Origin of the sequence: Edaphobacter bradus (assembly GCF_025685645.1) — a bacterium.
Taxonomy (GTDB): Bacteria; Acidobacteriota; Terriglobia; order Terriglobales; family Acidobacteriaceae; genus Edaphobacter; species Edaphobacter bradus.
The window spans coordinates 173,742-188,841 of record NZ_JAGSYF010000003.1 but is presented as its reverse complement, the minus strand read 5'-3'; the positions used below and the strand labels follow the sequence as shown (position 1 = coordinate 188,841).

Here is a 15,100-nt window from a genome sequence, read left to right as displayed (position 1 = left end):
GTGTACCCGTTCACGTCCGCCGTACGTTCGCTGCCCTTCGCGGAAACGTCGCGTCCTCTGCGTCGCTCGTTCGCCTTTCAAAATCGGTGTCAGGCCTTCCGCCGCCCACGTCGTCCGGCACGCAAAAAACTCGTCACGCAGAAGTACCCGAACAGCGCCGCCATCCCTGCCAGCAGCAGAAAGTGCGCATGCGCGTCCTGATTGGTGGCTGTCCTGTGGAGGTTCCCGCGCAGCTTCCACGCTCCGCTCGCGCCATACAGCGCAAAGATCCCGAAGAAGACCCCGGTGAACTCCAGCCAGAGCACACCGGAGAGGCGCGTCACCTGCCCCCAGAACGATTCCCCAAACCGTCTGCTGCCCTGCGCCAGCCCCTGTCCCGTCTGCTTCACCTGCGCCGCGGTCTGCGTCGCCGTCCGAGCGGCCTGCTGAGTCGCCTGCGCTACTGTCTTCGACGGCGCCGGCTCAGCCGAAGGATTCGGCGAAGTCGCCGCGTCTACTGCGTTCACTAGCGTCCTGGCAGCCACACGCGCTCCCACTCCCAGCACCCGGCCGAATCGCACGGAATCCATACCTTGCAGTGTAGCCGCACACCTCGCCTCACGAAAGCCCTTGCCGTCCCGCAGCATGGCCCCTGACTCTCGTTTCGCTGTCAGGAGAACCTCCGCGAACTCCTCTTTTTCCGCTTTCAAATTCGTTGCAGCCGGTGACACGAACGCGTATTCTGTACCCAGTAAAGTCGTTGTACCCGCAATGCCGTTCCCGCCAATTTACCTGGGGGCTGGGAATACCCGATGCGCGGTTCGATTGCAGACTGTTTTGCAAACTAGGGCAGCCCGGAGGTGGCATTGAATCAAAAGGTCAAAAACCTGATCCAGAAGCTAGGCGAGGCTATCCACGAGTCCGTCTCCGAGTCTGAAGACATCGCAGGTGTCGTCAAGAACATCCGCGAGCAGGGCTTCGACGTCCTCCTCATGCTCGAGGCCACCATCGGCCTCAACGAGGTTGAGCCTGAGGAGACCGCGGAAGCCGAGGAGCAGGCGGGCGACGGCCCATTCACCCAGAGCGACCTGACCTTTCTGAAGTCCCTTCGGATCAGTCTCACCGAATCGACCGAGACCGACTCAGGCGATTCCGCCCCTGGAGCGTAGCGAGCCGCCCGTAGCGAGCCGCCCCTCGCTTTCCCATCGAGCCATCTCTTATGGCTCGCCAGCGCCGTTTCTGTGCGCGTGCACACATACAAACGATGTGTGTACGCCACAAAGTCCATGACCACGTGATAGACTCGCGTTTCCCGTCCGATGCGCCTCTGTTTTTGTGCATCTTAGGGAACGAAGGGGCTTCTGAATTCGCGAGGTAATCGGATCATGAGAGATACGTTGGGAGTTCTGCTCGCTGGAGGTGCTGGCGAAAGGCTTTTTCCACTCACGCGCGACCGCGCCAAGCCCGCCGTTCCATTCGCCGGGCAATACCGCATCATCGATATCACCCTCTCCAACTGCATCAACTCCGACCTGCGCCGCGTCTACATCCTCACGCAGTACAAGGCGCTCTCGCTGAACCGCCACATTCGCGAGGGCTGGGGCCCGATCGTCGCCAACGAGCTCGGCGAGTTCATCGAGATCCTCTCGCCCATGCAGCGCGTCTCCAAGTCTTGGTACCAGGGCACAGCCGACGCCGTCTACCAGAACATCTACTCCATCGGCTCCGAAGAGCCCAAATACGTCATCATCCTCTCCGGCGACCACATCTACAAGATGAACTACGACCTCATGCTTCAGCAGCACATCGACTCCGGAGCAGACGTCACCCTCGCCACGCTTCCCATCTCACCCTCTGAGGTCTCGGCCTTCGGAGTCGTCGAGGTCGCGCGCAACGGCGAGGTCACCGGCTTCATCGAGAAGCCCAAGGAGACCAGCCTCCGCTCGCCCTTCACGCCCGACATGGTCGATGTCTCCATGGGAATCTATCTCTTCAACACCGACGTCCTTCTGCCCGAGCTCATCCGCGACGCCGAGGACCCACACTCCAAGCACGACTTCGGCCACGACATCCTGCCCAAGCTTCTCGGCCGCTACCGGATGCACGCCTTCAACTTCGTCGACGAGAACAAGCAGAAGGCTCTCTACTGGCGCGACGTCGGCACACTCGAGGCCTACTACGAGGCCAACATGGACGTCGCCAGCGTCACCCCAATCTTCAACCTTTACGACAAGTCCTGGCCCATGCGCACCAGGCCCTACCAGTACCCGCCCGCCAAGTTCGTCTTCGGCGAGCCCGGACGCACCGGCATGGGCATCAACTCCATCGTCTCGGCCGGCTCCATCGTGTCGGGCGCGGTCGTCCGCGACTCCGTCCTCTCGCAGGACGTCCGCGTCAACTCCTACGCAGACGTCGACTCCAGCATCATCTTCTCCCACGTCAACATCGGCCGCCACTGCCGCGTGCGGCACGCCATCATCGACCGCGACGTCCACATCCCCGACGGAACCGTAATCGGCTACGACCCGCAAGAGGACAAGAAGAACTACTTCGTCACCTCCAGCGGAATCACCGTCGTCACCCGCGACTACTCCGTCTTCGAGAACCCCGTCTCGCCTGAGTTCCTCCAGCCGGGCTGACAACTGCGGTTAAAAAACGACCGCGGATTCAAACGGACAAACACGGATCGAAATTTCAAAAGAGCAATTCAAAATCGCTTTTGAAATCCGTGCTTCTCCGCGCGAATCCGCGGTCACCTATCACCTACTTTGCCGCTTGCCGATCCTCCACACCACGCCGCCCGAGATGCCGATAAACTCCCTTGTCTCGCTTCCGAAGTGCTCCAGGATCAGGTCCGGAGACAGCCGGAACGCGAAGTTCTTCTTGAAGTTGAAGTCCACGCTTCCACCCAGCGCCGCAATCGGCTTTGTGCGGTTCGTATACAGTCCCGTCGTCGGAAGAAACTGCGGCGGAAAATGTCCCGTGCTATGGGTGAAGTCGCCATGCGACGCGCCGAAGTAGGCATGATAGTTCAGCGCGGCATACTGGTTCTTCGGCCCGCGATACTGCGCGCCCAGCAGCCCACCATTAAGAGACACCAGCGCCCGGCCGTTGAAGTACGGGTTCGGCATGATCGGCGTCGTTCCCCAGTCGCCTCTCCACTCGGCGCCCAGGCCAAGCTTCGGCGTAATCCAGTACGTTCCCAGCACCTCACCGCCGCCAAGGTTCATGCGCTTCGGCAGGGACTGCCCGGCCTGGAAGTTCTGAAAGTTCAGGCCGCCGAAGATCTCCCACTTATTGTCGTAGGTCACTGGAGCCGCCGGTCCGATCTTGCTGGTCTGCGCCGCCGCCTGTACGGTTCCTGCCGTCGCCAGCATCGCTAGCGCTCCAGCCAACGCCCAGTTGCTCAACCTTCCTGCCGAAAGCCCTTTGGGCAGTCGAATCCCCTTCGTCTTCGTCTCCAACATCATCTCCTGCAATCTTTGTGCACTTCCAAGATATAACGTTTCTGCGTCCCTCTGCCGCCGTACCAGCAGCGTTCTCCTTGTGCGACAATAGGGAGCAATGCCGCACGGTGCTTTCAGAGTTTCCGGCTGCAAGGGAGAAATTGGTATGGGCGAACTCTTTACACCGACACATCTCATCGTCCTCGCAATCGTTGTTCTTGTCCTCTTCGGTGGCAAGAAGCTGCCAGAGCTTGGCAAGGGGCTCGGCGAGGGGCTCCGTGGATTCAAAGAGGGCATGAAGGGTGTCACCGACGACGTCAACAAGCCGACTGACAACTCCACCGCCACCAAGCCCGGCGAGACCACCGTCAACAAGTAAGCAGTACCCAACGGCCCCTCCCCATCGATCCGTCGTGCGAGGGGCTGTTCTGCGTCGTTCACGAGGCCGCACATGAAGCTGAAGTCTCCGCACCTCATCAAGCCCGGAACTCAGGTCAGACTCTCGCGCATTGCCACGTCCTCCACCGGCGCCTTCCAGTCCCCGGAGGCCGCGGCTCCCGTCCTCGACAGCCATCGCAAACAGCTTGCAGACCTCCAGGAAGTCCTCTACGCAGGCCAGCGGAAGGCCATCCTTATCGTCCTCCAGGGTATGGATACCGCAGGCAAGGACGGTACCATCAGCCACATCTTCTCCGGAGTCAATCCCCAGGGCTGCGACGTCTCTGCCTTCAAGGCTCCCACGCCTATCGAGTCGCGCCATGACTTCCTCTGGCGCGTCCACTCCCAGCTGCCGCCGCGTGGCATGATCCAGATCTTCAACCGCTCCCACTACGAGGACGTCCTTGTCTCCCGCGTCCACAAGCTTCTCCCGCAAAAGACCATCGACAAACGCCTCGACGACATCAACCGCTTCGAGCAAGCGCTCTACGACAACGACATCGTCATCCTCAAGTTCTTCCTCCACATCTCCCGCGCCGAGCAGACCGCCCGCCTCAAGTCCCGCATCGCCGACTCCGACAAGCACTGGAAGCTCTCCGAGTCCGACTTCATCGAGCGCCGCTTTTGGCCCCGTTACGAGCAGGCCTACAACGACGCCATCGCCGCCACCAGCAAAAAGCACGCCCCCTGGTTCGTCATCCCGTCGGACCACAAGTGGTACCGCAACATCGCTGTCTCGCAGATCATCGTCGATGCCATGAAGTCCCTCAAACTCACCTACCCCAAACCCTCCATGGACCCCACCAAAGTCCATCTCTGACCTGGGTCTGCAGAACGCTTGTCGATTTCTCAGGTAACTCATTTGTAGCCAATAGTTTGTAATACATACCCTTTAGAATTCAGCAAAAATAGGCTGTCAAGTCCCCATACGCACTAACCATAACAAAACAAACCACATACCAGTGGCAGAGCAGTTTCACTCATTTTGCTAAACTCGAAGTAGTCCAAAGAAGAACAGGCCCCGGAAATCCTCCGGGGCCTTCGCGTTTATCCGCAACTCATTTATTTTGAATATCTTGACCATTAAGTCCTTTAGATGGAATATTTTGCGGCAGAGGTCAGCAGCTAAGCCAAATGAAATGAATATTTTACGAAAAAAGAGGAGGGAGGGGGTTACCCTCAGAGCGTGACCATCACGACCGCCGCTGCCGCCACTGCCATCCCAAGACTCTGCCGCCGCGTAGGCCGCTCATGCAACGTCCACGCCGCCAGCAGAATCGTTGAGGCCGGGTACAGGGAGGCCAGCACTGCAGCCACGTCCAGCCTTCCGGCGCGTGTTGCGGCGATAAACAGCATGTTCCCTGACGTATCGAGCGCAGCCGTCCCTAGCACCCACAGCACTGCAGTCGATGTCAGTCGGCCGTTCCGCAGCGGACTCCGTCCGAGCATGAGCCCGGCCAGCAGCAGGGAGCACACGGTCAGGCTCCCCATCCTCGCCGTCGCCATCGGCCAGATTACTGCGGCAGTGCCGGCAAACTTCAACGCAACAAAGTAAACCCCGAAGCCAGCACCCGACAGCACCGCAAGCCAGACTGTTCCCGGAGACGCCGGCACAGCCTCAGGATTCTCGCCCGCCGCGATGAGCCAGATCGCGACTCCGGCGACCAGAAAACCGAAGATCCGCAGCGTTCCCGGAGAACCCTCCCGCGCCATCGAAACCGCCGCCGGAATCGCCGCCGCCAGCAGTCCGCTCACCGCCGCCGAGGCCCCCATCGCCCCGCGCGAGAGCGCAACATAGAACCCGGTCAGCGACAGGCCGGCCGTTACGCCCGCCGTCAGGCCCCACGCCAGAGGAGCGCCATGAGGAAACGCATCGCCGCGCAGCCACGCGATCGCCACCAGCACGCTCAGGCTTGTCGCATGGCTCAACAGCACCACACGCAGCGCGCCGCCCATCGCGCCGCCCGCCTGTTTAGCTCCCATTCCGCCGGAAAAGTCGCCGCCGCCCCACAGCACAGCCGCAGCCAGCGCCATCAGCGCATTGCTCGCAAACATCGTCGAGGGCCGGCCTAGTTCGACGGCCTGACTACGTTCGTCGGACGGGAGTCGCCCGCAGTCGGATAGTAGCCCTTCTTCGCCAGCACCGTCAGATTCGGCCGCAGCACCTTCACCTCGATCTGCCGGTATTTGCCGTCGATAAAGTCCTCATGCGAGTAGTAGCCGACCGTGTACTGCGTGCGTACCTCTTCGGAGATCTTCGCGAAGCTCTGCTCGATGCCTCTCTGCCGGAACTCGGCGTCGAAGCTGCCGCCCGTGGCGTAGGCGTATGCCGGAAGAACGTTGTCGCGCATCGTCAGAGGCAGGTGAATGTGGTCCAGAAATCCGATAACGGGCAGGGAAGAGTCGCCCACCAGCGTGCCATACACCGCAATCTTGTTCTGCTGCAGGTACTTCACAACGTCCTTGAACTTCGCCGTGCTTCCGTACTCCTTGCCGTCGCTGATCACATAGATCACGCGCCGCCGTCCCTTGCCCGTCTTGGTAAGAGACCTCGCTGCCTCCAGGATCGCGTCGTTCAGCGTGTGCACTTCCTTCGGCGGATTCAGCTCGATGCCCCGATTGTTCCGCACCGGCGCCGTGTTCGGGTCGAAGTTCTGGTTGTTGATGTTGTTCGTGGCTGCCATCGGTCCGCCCAGAGGCATCAGCGGCTCACGGCCCGAGGCCTTCGACGTTTCGAGAGTAAACTTCAAGCGGTCGCTCTGCGCCCCGGTAAAGTCCGTCCTCATCTGCGGCCCGTTGTTGTAGGTGAAGACCGCCATCTCGTCGTAGGGCGCGAACGCTCCCTGCAGCGCCGCGAGCGAGTTGTTCACCTTCGTCATGTTGTCGTAGGTCAGGCTCTGGTCGATCACCAGCGCCACCGACAGCGGCCACGGGTCAACCGTAAAAATGGCGAGCTGCTGCCGCAGGTTGTTCTCATACACCCGGACCTCGCGCGGCTTGATCCCCGGAACCAGCTTGCCCTTGTTGTCCTTCACCGTGAAGGGGACTTCGACGAAGTTCGAACGGACGATCAGCGTAAAGTTCTTCGGCCCCTCGCCCGGCGCCGGAATCTCGGGCAGAGGTCCGTCATCGAGCCTCTCCTGCGCTGGCGGAGACGTCGGCAGGCTGTTCGGAACCTTATTGTCATCAGGGGTTGTCGTGGTGGTATCGCCGTTTGAGTCTGGCGTCGTGCCCATGCCGGGACTGACCGCACCCGCCGTAGGCAGGGTCACCTGCGGCCTCGGACCATCAGGAATGGCCTGCTGCTGCGCCGTCTGCTGTGTCTGCGGCCCCAGCATCATCATCGCCAGGGCTCCCGCCAATACGCTATCCCTTACCAAGCACTACCCCCATACACTTCCGTCCCGGCGGCCATTTGCCGAAATCTGCCAGCTATCAGATTACCAGCGCACACCCTGCGCCGCCATTCCGGTCTCCGCTACCTTTGGACGCAGACCGCAACCTCAACGTTGTGCTCGCCCTGCACCGGCACTTTTCCGCTGACACAGTTCCGTCCTTCATCGTCTAATACAGCATGCGCAGTTTCGAACTCGCTCTCGCAACTCTATGTCTTGCCATCGCTCCCGCTCTGGCCTCGCTCCACGCGCAGGAGGCCCCCTCGCCTGGTGGTCCGCCTCCGGCCAGCGACGCTCCGCCGCCCAAGCCCGTCGAGGGCCTCGAAACCGAGACTCTCAAGGTCACCGTCAACCTTGTCAACGTCTACTTCTCCGTCCGTGACAAGAACGGCTATATCACCAACCTGCACAAGGACGACTGCGCCATCCTCGAAGACAAGAACCGGCAGACCATCAAGAACTTCACCCAGGAAAAGAAACTTCCCCTTACCATCGGCATACTGCTCGACACCAGCGGCAGCCAGCAGAACGTACTCCCGCTCGAGCAGCAGGCCGGAGCCGAATTCCTCAAGGACGTCCTCACTCCCAAGGATGAGGCCTTCCTGATCTCCTTCGACATCAACGTCGACCTCCTCGCCGACTACACCAACAGCCCGCGCGAGATCCAGCGCGCGATGGACAAGGCCAGCATCAACACCGGCGCCGGAACCGGCTCAGTCACAGGCAACAGCAATCCGCGAGGCACGCTGCTCTATGACGCGGTTTACCTCGCCGCCAACGACAAGCTCCGCCAGGAGGCCGGGCGCAAGATCCTCGTCCTGCTCACCGATGGCGGCGACCAAGGCTCGCAGGAGACCCTGAAGACTGCCACCGAGGCTGCCCAGAAGGCCAACGCCATCGTCTACGTTATCCTCATCGCCGACCGTGGCTTCTACGGCAACTACGGATTGGTCTACAGCGGCGCAGGCGATATGGAACGTCTCGCCCGCGAGACCGGAGGCCGCGTCATCAACGTTGGCAACAATGGCAAGAAGCTGCAGGAGGCCTTCGACCAGATTCAGGACGAGCTCCGCACCCAGTACCTCGCCAGCTACACGCCGACAAACACCAAGTTCGACGGGTCCTTCCGCACCCTCAACATCTCCTGCGGAAAGGACACCAAAGTTCAGGCCCGCAAAGGCTACTACGCCATCGCCGACAACGCGGGCAACTGAGCCGAATTCAGGTCATCGACAGCCAGTCGCTCGTCGAGGATCTAGGCCTCCATCGCGCCCGAATAGACTGCCATTCCGGCAACGGCATCCACGCCCATCGCATCCAGAGCGTCCACCTCGGCCCGCTCCTTGATGCCGCCCGCGACGATCAACTGCTTCGCCGTCGTCGCCCGCAGAATCGCGGCAACATCAATCGGAAATCCAGTCATCGTGCCCTCAGTATCGACGTGCGTGTAGAGGAACGCTGCGCAGTAGTCCTCGAGCCACGTCACTGCCTCCTCAGGAGTCAGCGCGACCGAGTCCTTCCACCCCTTCACTGCAACCTGACCGCCCTTCGTATCCACGCTGAAGACAAGCGCCTCCTCGCCTAGCGTCTTCTTCAACTCCTCGGCAAACTCCAGGCTAATGAGCTTGTGCCGCCGCGCCTCGCCCTCCTGCGCCGCGCCAAACAGGCTCGACCCATAGATCACCCGCCTCGCACCGGCATCCAGCAGAGCCCGACCATCGGCAGCGGTCCGCAGACCGCCACCAACCTGGCAGGGAAGCCGCTTGCAGAACATCTCAATCAGCGCACGGTTCTCGCCCTGCCGCATGGCCGCGTCGAGATCGATCAACTGCACGACCGGATATTTTGAGAACCGCTCGATCCAGTACTCAAAATCGTCAAAGGCCAGCTTCAGCTTCTCGCCCTGCACCAGTTGCACAATCCGGCCACCCATCAGATCAATTGAAGGAATCAACATACAAAGATTGTCTCAGGATTCTGTCTTATGCTTATGTGCAAGGAAACGGCGGCGGGCTGACCGCGCAGTCTTACATCCAACCGCCTTCAGCCTCTCGACGTCTGACTCTCATGGCGCTGGACACCAAAAAAGCGGGTGAGGTCGTAGACAAACTCAGGAAGTCACTGAAGCGCAAGTCACGATGGAGCGCGCCGGAAGACGTGCACGACCTTCGCACGCAGGTGCGTCAGTTCGAAGCGCTGACGCACATTCTCGCCCTCGGCCAGAAGTCATCGGAAGACCGTCTCAAGACGATCGCCTCCATCCGTCGACGTGCCGGAAAGGTCCGCGACATGGACGTGCTAATGGCTTTCATCGCCACCCTGACCTCGCACAGCCAGGAGGACTGCTTCGTTCAACTCCGCGATCATCTTGCCGTTCGGCGGCGAAGATCCGCGCGCAGGCTTCGTGATCTGGTGCGAGAGCACGGAAAGAAGGCCGGCAGAGACCTGCAGAGGTATTCGTCCATGGTTCAGAAGGCGTCGCAGACACATGCGACGTCCGTTGCGCTGAAGCTCCTGGATGAGCTGCGGCACTGGCCGCGGCTGGCGAGCGGCAACATGCACGAATTTCGCCTCAAGGTGAAGCAGTTGCGATATACGCTTCAACTCGAAGAGCATCCTCCGGAAACCTGGATCTCCGCTCTGGGCGAGATCAAAGATGCCATCGGTGAATGGCATGACTGCACCACTCTGCTTGAGATTGCTACCGACGTGCTTCCCGCATCGAAAGGTGCCCCCATCCTGAAAGAGATTCGGTCCGTCGTCGCCGTGAAGTTCCACCACGCTCTTTCGCTATCCAACGCGATGCGAAAGAGATTTCTCAGCAAGCCCTCCAAGCGGAGCGCAGCAGTCACGGAGCACGGCGAAGCGTCGGAGGAAGGGGATCCGCTAGCTTATGAATTGAATGCAGTCGTTGCTCTAGCAGGGCAGCCGCACGCTCACTCCGGCCCGCTTCAGCTCAGCCTTTAGCTCCCGGGAATCCGTCACTCCAAAGTGAAAGATGCTCGCCGCGAGCGCCGCATCGGCTTTGCCTCTACCGAACACCTCCACAAAATGGCCCGCCGTGCCGGCGCCTCCGGAGGCGATCACCGGAATCTGCACCGCTTCGCTCACCCGCGCGGTAAGCTCGCAATCGAAGCCCGAGCGCATGCCATCGGTGTCCATGCTTGTCAGCAGAATCTCGCCCGCACCGCGCTGCTCAGCCTCGCGGGCCCACTCGATGACCTTGCGCCCGGTAGGCTTGCGCCCGCCGCTCACGTAGACCTCTGCATCACCCACCGGATCGGCCGAGCCAGCCGCGCGCCGCGCATCGATGGCAATAATCACGGCCTGTGCGCCAAAGCTTCCGCCGATCTCGGCGATCAGCTCCGGCCTCGCAATCGCAGACGAGTTAATGCTCACCTTGTCCGCACCCGCATCAAACACTGCCGCTGCGTCCTCAGTGCTGCGAATCCCGCCACCAACAGTGAAGGGAACAAATAACTCCGCCGCCGCGCGCTTCACCGTATCGAGCAGCGTCCCGCGTCCTTCGTGCGTGGCTGTAATGTCCAGCAGCACGATTTCGTCGGCTCCCGCAGCCGCATGGCGGTGCGCCAACTCCGCCGGATCGCCGGCATCGACGATGTCCACAAATTGCACGCCCTTGACGACACGTCCGTCGCGTACGTCAAGGCAGGCGATGATTCTTTTGGTCAGCATTTTATTACTCCTGCCTTCGTTGCGGAATAAAGGAACGAAATTCGCGCCAGGATTCTTCAGGCATCGCATGTTTTGGAATCACGATAAAACTACGCCTGGACAAATACACAAGCGCAATTCGCTCATTCTCGGCGAAGTCATAAATTGCAGGCCAAAGAAAGCGTGTCTCGCTCCGACCTGGCAGGCCAGACACAAAGTATTCTTTGTCAAAAGCCACGGCGATTCCTTCCGGGTTCTTTACAAACGCCGCCGTCGCGTAAGTCCTTCGAAGTCGAAAGACCCTATAACCAACAAGCAAGATGAGCGAAACCACGCATACTCCTGCTCCAAACAATGCATCCGAACCTTTCGCCTTGCCGCGAGTGAAGTTCCACGTAACGGCAACAATCATGTAGGCAAGAAACATAGGAACGAGCCAGCTAAGAAAAAAGCGGATCGTCCAGAGAAGATTTCGTCTTCTGGCAAACCGTAGGCCAGAGATCCACTCCGGATACGTAAGACGATATCGATGGACTTGAAAGCTCAATCACAACTCCACAAAGTTCTTCAGCACGCGCATCCCCACCGTCGCCGACTTCTCCGGATGAAACTGCACACCCATCACATTGTCCCGCTCAACCACTGCAGTAAACGCCCCACCGTAGCTCGTGGTCGCAGCCGTAGCCTCGCTCACAGGAGCCCGCCACGAATGCGTGTAATAAACAAACCCGCCATCATCAATACCGCGCAGCAGCTTCGAATCCCTCCGCACATTCTCCAGCGAGTTCCATCCCACATGCGGGGACTTCAGCTCCGCGCCGTTGTACTGAGCAGGGAAGCGCTCGCACATTCCCGCGAAGTGTCCCAGCCCAGCTGTCGCCGGAGCCTCCGTCGATCCCTCAAACAACCACTGCAACCCAACACAGATCCCCAGGAACCACGCGCCCCCTGCAACACTCTCACGCACTGCTTCGGTCAGGCCGAGATCGCTTAACAGTTGTGTCGCCTGAAAGTGTCCTACTCCCGGCAGCACGATCTTCGATGCTGCGCGTACCACCGCCGGGTCTTGCGTAACCTGCGTCTCCGCACCCAGATACCGCAGCGCCTTCACGACGCTGGTCAGGTTGCCCGCTTTGTAGTCGATGACGGCAATCACAGCAGTCCCTTCGTGCTCGGCAGAATCTCCTTCATGCGCTCATCCCGCGAGCAAGCCCCGCGCAGCGCACGCGCAAACGCCTTAAAGATCGCCTCGATCTTGTGATGGTTCGACCGCCCGTACATCGTCTTCACATGCACATTCGCCTTCGCACCTCGAGCGAAACCATCGAAGAAGTCCGCGAGGAGCTCGCTCTGGAAGTCTCCCACGAGCCGCACCTTCACCTTGTCATCGACGACATACGCGACACGCCCGCTTAGGTCGACCGCCGACACGGCGAGCGTCTCGTCCATCGCCATCACAAAGTATCCGGCGCGCATGATGCCCTTCTTGTCGCCCAGCGCCTTGTTGAAGGCCTCGCCCAGCGCGATGCCGACGTCCTCCACGGTGTGATGCTGGTCGACGTCGAGGTCTCCCTTACACGCCAGCGTCAGATCGAATCCACCATGCCGCGTAAACAGCTCCAGCATGTGATCGAAGAACCGAATCCCCGTCGAGACCTTATAGACACCCTGCCCATCGACGACCAGCTTCAGCGCAATCTGCGTCTCTGTCGTGTTTCGCTTGATTGTCGCGCTTCTCACACTCTTGGCCATTACTCGAACTCCCTCACGCCCTCGCTGACTGGCTGACCCGCCGACCCGCTGACTCGCTTCCATCCAATCTCGTCCAGCGAAGCCTTCAGCGCCTCCAACCCGCGCGTCACGTGGTCTTCCACGCCGATCGTGATCCGCACATAGCCGTCGCATCCCGGATCGGTCGAGCGATCGCGCAACAGCACGCCATGCCGGCGCATCGCAGCCACTAGCTCTTTATGCTTCGGTCCAATCTTCATCAGCACAAAGTTCGCTGCACTCGGAAAGTATCCGACGCCAAGCTCATCCAGCCCGGCCATCATCCGCTCGCGGCCTACGCGCACCTGCTCGACGTACCACGCAAGATAGGTCTCGTCTGAAATCGCCGCAGAAAGACAATCGAGCGCCACGCCGTTCACGTTGTACGGCGAGCTCACCTTCCGCAGATATTTCAGCAGCTCCGCGCTGCCGGCCAGCATGCCGATACGCAGATTCGCTAGCCCGTACGCCTTGGAAAACGTCCGCGCAACGATCACATTCGGAGTTGCTGCTAGGTCGCCCATCACCGACTCGCCGCCAAAGTGATGGTAGGCCTCATCGACCATCAGCACAGCGTGCGGAGCCGCATTGGCAATTGCTAGAAGCCGCTCGCGGCTCACCACTGCGCCCGTCGGATTATTCGGTGACGCGACGATAATCAGCTTGGTCCGCTCCGTGATCGCCGCGAGAAATCGCTCAAACGGAAACGACAGCGTCTCATCGGCCTGCACCTTTACGAGCCCGCGCGTCATCATGGTGATGTTGACGTCGTACATAAAGAAGGTCGGCGTGCAGATCAGCGCCTCGTCGCCCTCGTCCAGAAACGCACAGCACATCAGGTGGATCGCCTCATCCACGCCGTTGGTCAGCAGCACCTGATCGGACCGCAGCGCAAAGTGCGCTGCGACGATTCGCTCTACCGGCTCGCGCTCCGGATACTTCGTCAGCCCTTCGGCCGTGATCTGCCGCAGCCGCTCCATCACACGCGGAGAGGGAGCTGCGGTGTTCTCGTTGAAGTCCAGCCTCAGGGCCTCGCGCCCGGCCAGCGGTGGGTGGTACTCCGGCATCTCCAGCACCAGCTGGCGAGGCCTCACTGTCTTTACCTCTGAAACAACACTCATCGCGTCATCCTCACTCGCACACTCTCCGCGTGCGCAACTAATCCCTCAGCCTCAGCCAATGCAATCGCGTGCGGCCCAATCTTCCTGAGTCCGTTGCGCGAGTACTCCTGCACCGTAATCACCTTCACGAAGTCCATCACACTCAGTCCGCCGCGCACACGGCCCACGCGTCCGGTCGGCAGCACGTGGTTCGGCCCGGAGACATAGTCGCCCATTGACTGCGGAGCATAGTCTCCCACAAACACGCTGCCCGCGTTGCGAACCCACTTCAGGTCCGCCGCAGTATCTACGGTCAAGTGCTCCGGAGCCAACCGGTTCGTCAACTCACGAGCCTCTGCCACGGTCTTCGTCACAAAGATACATCCCTGTGCTGCTAGTGACTGCTTTGCAATCGAATTCGCTTTGGCCTGCTGCTTCACCTCTACCGCAACAGCCTTGGCCAGAGCTTCGTTGCTCGTGATCAGAATCGCCAGCGCCTCAGGATCGTGCTCCGCCTGCGCGACCAGGTCCGCTGCGATTCCAGCCGCATCTCCCGTCTCGCTCGTAACGACGATCTCAGTCGGTCCTGCAGGCATATCAATCCCACACTCGCTCGCGACAAGCGTCTTCGCCGCAGTTACAAACAGATTCCCCGGCCCTACGATCTTGTCCACACGCGCAACCGTCTTCGTGCCATAGGCCATCGCGGCAACCGCCTGTGCTCCACCCACACGATAGAACTCCGTCACGCCAGCGAGCCAGGCTGCCGCCATCGTCTCTCGCGCGGGCTTCGGCGAACATACCACCACTCGCTCCACCCCGGCCACCTGCGCCGGAGTCACCGTCATCAGCAGCGTCGAAGGCAATGGATACCGCCCTCCCGGAACATAGCAACCTACGCTCGCCAGCGGCCGCACGATCTGCCCGGTCTTCACTCCATCCGCGGGCGAGATCATCCACTCCTTCGGCCGCTGCGCCTCGGCGAACGCGAGAATGTTCCCTCGCGCCACCATCATCGCGGCCTGCAGTTCAGGCGCAGTAGCCTCCCACGCTGCCTGCATCTCGTTCCGTGAGACCAGTAGACCGTAGCGCTTAGCCAGCCCGTCGAATTTGGTGGCATAGCGGCGCAGCGCAGCGTCGCCGCCCTTGCGAACATCAGCAAGAATCCGCCGCACCACGGGCTCTACCTTCGCTGTGCTCACCGCGCCGCGCCGCTCCAGCGTCTCAATCAGCGCTGCTGCGGTCTTCGCGGTCCGGCCAAATGTCTTCACCAGCTTCATTAACCAAACTCCAGAAC

At 60.6% G+C, this 15,100-nt stretch carries 17 protein-coding genes; 6 read left to right on the top strand and 11 right to left on the bottom strand.

The genetic code is table 11. From position 1 onward, the window contains the following. Positions 1-89: 89 nt before the first annotated feature. Positions 90-560: a hypothetical protein gene (locus OHL16_RS13110; RefSeq protein ID WP_263367615.1), complete on the bottom strand. Its 471-nt coding sequence runs from the start codon at positions 558-560 to the stop codon at positions 90-92. Positions 561-839: 279 nt separating this feature from the next. Between OHL16_RS13110 and OHL16_RS13105 the strand changes: the two genes are divergently transcribed. Continuing rightward, on the top strand, positions 840-1,148 hold the full coding sequence (locus tag OHL16_RS13105; protein WP_396127198.1) for a hypothetical protein: 309 nt from the start codon (positions 840-842) through the stop codon (positions 1,146-1,148). 216 nt (positions 1,149-1,364) lie between these two features. Further along, positions 1,365-2,618, top strand: a complete 1,254-nt coding sequence (glgC, locus tag OHL16_RS13100; RefSeq protein WP_263367613.1) for a glucose-1-phosphate adenylyltransferase — start codon at positions 1,365-1,367, stop codon at positions 2,616-2,618. Positions 2,619-2,738: 120 nt separating this feature from the next. On the opposite strand, the gene OHL16_RS13095 is transcribed toward glgC, so the two are convergent. Then, the gene (locus OHL16_RS13095) at positions 2,739-3,446 is read right to left on the bottom strand and encodes a hypothetical protein (RefSeq protein ID WP_263367612.1); all 708 of its coding nucleotides are present in this window, start codon (positions 3,444-3,446) and stop codon (positions 2,739-2,741) included. A 145-nt stretch (positions 3,447-3,591) separates the two neighbouring features. On the opposite strand from OHL16_RS13095, the gene OHL16_RS13090 reads away from it, so the two are divergent. Both OHL16_RS13090 and OHL16_RS13085 read left to right on the top strand, forming a co-directional pair. Next, positions 3,592-3,804 (top strand): Sec-independent protein translocase subunit TatA/TatB, encoded by a 213-nt coding sequence (locus OHL16_RS13090; protein ID WP_263367611.1) that lies wholly within the window; start codon positions 3,592-3,594, stop codon positions 3,802-3,804. Positions 3,805-3,876: 72 nt separating this feature from the next. Further along, positions 3,877-4,683, top strand: a complete 807-nt coding sequence (locus tag OHL16_RS13085) for a polyphosphate kinase 2 family protein (protein ID WP_263367610.1) — start codon at positions 3,877-3,879, stop codon at positions 4,681-4,683. Between the two features lie 359 nt (positions 4,684-5,042). Here the strand turns inward: OHL16_RS13085 and OHL16_RS13080 are convergent, their stop codons facing one another. Further along, positions 5,043-5,918, bottom strand: coding sequence for an EamA family transporter (locus tag OHL16_RS13080; protein ID WP_263367609.1), 876 nt, complete (start codon positions 5,916-5,918; stop codon positions 5,043-5,045). Between the two features lie 14 nt (positions 5,919-5,932). Beyond that, entirely contained in the window at positions 5,933-7,225 is a 1,293-nt protein-coding gene (locus tag OHL16_RS13075; protein WP_263367608.1) for a VWA domain-containing protein, read from the bottom strand. A 212-nt stretch (positions 7,226-7,437) separates the two neighbouring features. Between OHL16_RS13075 and OHL16_RS13070 the strand changes: the two genes are divergently transcribed. Beyond that, positions 7,438-8,472, top strand: coding sequence for a VWA domain-containing protein (locus OHL16_RS13070; protein WP_263367607.1), 1,035 nt, complete (start codon positions 7,438-7,440; stop codon positions 8,470-8,472). 41 nt (positions 8,473-8,513) lie between these two features. Here OHL16_RS13070 and OHL16_RS13065 read toward each other — a convergent pair whose 3' ends face one another. Further along, positions 8,514-9,215 (bottom strand): 1-(5-phosphoribosyl)-5-[(5-phosphoribosylamino)methylideneamino]imidazole-4-carboxamide isomerase, encoded by a 702-nt coding sequence (locus OHL16_RS13065; RefSeq protein WP_263367606.1) that lies wholly within the window; start codon positions 9,213-9,215, stop codon positions 8,514-8,516. On the opposite strand from OHL16_RS13065, the gene OHL16_RS13060 reads away from it, so the two are divergent. Then, positions 9,200-10,225: a CHAD domain-containing protein gene (locus OHL16_RS13060; protein WP_263367605.1), complete on the top strand. Its 1,026-nt coding sequence runs from the start codon at positions 9,200-9,202 to the stop codon at positions 10,223-10,225. The genes OHL16_RS13065 and OHL16_RS13060 overlap by 16 nt on opposite strands. Here the strand turns inward: OHL16_RS13060 and hisF are convergent. The 6 genes from hisF to hisD all read right to left on the bottom strand — a co-directional run bounded on the left by hisF (position 10,175) and on the right by hisD (position 15,083). Beyond that, positions 10,175-10,954 (bottom strand): imidazole glycerol phosphate synthase subunit HisF, encoded by a 780-nt coding sequence (gene hisF / locus OHL16_RS13055; protein WP_263367604.1) that lies wholly within the window; start codon positions 10,952-10,954, stop codon positions 10,175-10,177. The two genes, OHL16_RS13060 and hisF, sit on opposite strands and share 51 nt — an antisense overlap. Before the next feature lie 4 nt (positions 10,955-10,958). After that, positions 10,959-11,360 (bottom strand): YcxB family protein, encoded by a 402-nt coding sequence (locus OHL16_RS13050; RefSeq protein ID WP_263367603.1) that lies wholly within the window; start codon positions 11,358-11,360, stop codon positions 10,959-10,961. A 120-nt stretch (positions 11,361-11,480) separates the two neighbouring features. Continuing rightward, positions 11,481-12,089, bottom strand: a complete 609-nt coding sequence (gene hisH, locus OHL16_RS13045) for an imidazole glycerol phosphate synthase subunit HisH (protein ID WP_263367602.1) — start codon at positions 12,087-12,089, stop codon at positions 11,481-11,483. Further along, positions 12,086-12,685 (bottom strand): imidazoleglycerol-phosphate dehydratase HisB, encoded by a 600-nt coding sequence (gene hisB / locus OHL16_RS13040; RefSeq protein ID WP_263367601.1) that lies wholly within the window; start codon positions 12,683-12,685, stop codon positions 12,086-12,088. Before hisB ends, hisH begins: the two co-directional genes overlap by 4 nt. Next, on the bottom strand, positions 12,685-13,824 hold the full coding sequence (hisC, locus tag OHL16_RS13035; RefSeq protein WP_263367600.1) for a histidinol-phosphate transaminase: 1,140 nt from the start codon (positions 13,822-13,824) through the stop codon (positions 12,685-12,687). Before hisC ends, hisB begins: the two co-directional genes overlap by 1 nt. Beyond that, positions 13,821-15,083: a histidinol dehydrogenase gene (gene hisD / locus OHL16_RS13030; RefSeq protein WP_263367598.1), complete on the bottom strand. Its 1,263-nt coding sequence runs from the start codon at positions 15,081-15,083 to the stop codon at positions 13,821-13,823. The genes hisC and hisD overlap by 4 nt, the downstream gene beginning before the upstream one ends. Positions 15,084-15,100: the final 17 nt, after the last annotated feature.

Excerpts from the sequence above, each read along its gene's own strand:
- glgC (WP_263367613.1), top strand. The coding sequence starts at position 1,365 with ATGAGAGATACGTTGGGAGTTCTGCTCGCTGGAGGTGCTGGCGAAAGG.
- OHL16_RS13095 (WP_263367612.1), bottom strand. The coding sequence starts at position 3,446 with ATGTTGGAGACGAAGACGAAGGGGATTCGACTGCCCAAAGGGCTTTCG.
- OHL16_RS13090 (WP_263367611.1), top strand. The coding sequence starts at position 3,592 with ATGGGCGAACTCTTTACACCGACACATCTCATCGTCCTCGCAATCGTT.
- OHL16_RS13085 (WP_263367610.1), top strand. The coding sequence starts at position 3,877 with ATGAAGCTGAAGTCTCCGCACCTCATCAAGCCCGGAACTCAGGTCAGA.
- OHL16_RS13080 (WP_263367609.1), bottom strand. The coding sequence starts at position 5,918 with ATGTTTGCGAGCAATGCGCTGATGGCGCTGGCTGCGGCTGTGCTGTGG.
- OHL16_RS13070 (WP_263367607.1), top strand. The coding sequence starts at position 7,438 with ATGCGCAGTTTCGAACTCGCTCTCGCAACTCTATGTCTTGCCATCGCT.
- OHL16_RS13065 (WP_263367606.1), bottom strand. The coding sequence starts at position 9,215 with ATGTTGATTCCTTCAATTGATCTGATGGGTGGCCGGATTGTGCAACTG.
- hisF (WP_263367604.1), bottom strand. The coding sequence starts at position 10,954 with ATGCTGACCAAAAGAATCATCGCCTGCCTTGACGTACGCGACGGACGT.
- OHL16_RS13050 (WP_263367603.1), bottom strand. The coding sequence starts at position 11,360 with ATGTTTCTTGCCTACATGATTGTTGCCGTTACGTGGAACTTCACTCGC.
- hisB (WP_263367601.1), bottom strand. The coding sequence starts at position 12,685 with ATGGCCAAGAGTGTGAGAAGCGCGACAATCAAGCGAAACACGACAGAG.
- hisC (WP_263367600.1), bottom strand. The coding sequence starts at position 13,824 with ATGAGTGTTGTTTCAGAGGTAAAGACAGTGAGGCCTCGCCAGCTGGTG.
- hisD (WP_263367598.1), bottom strand. The coding sequence starts at position 15,083 with ATGAAGCTGGTGAAGACATTTGGCCGGACCGCGAAGACCGCAGCAGCG.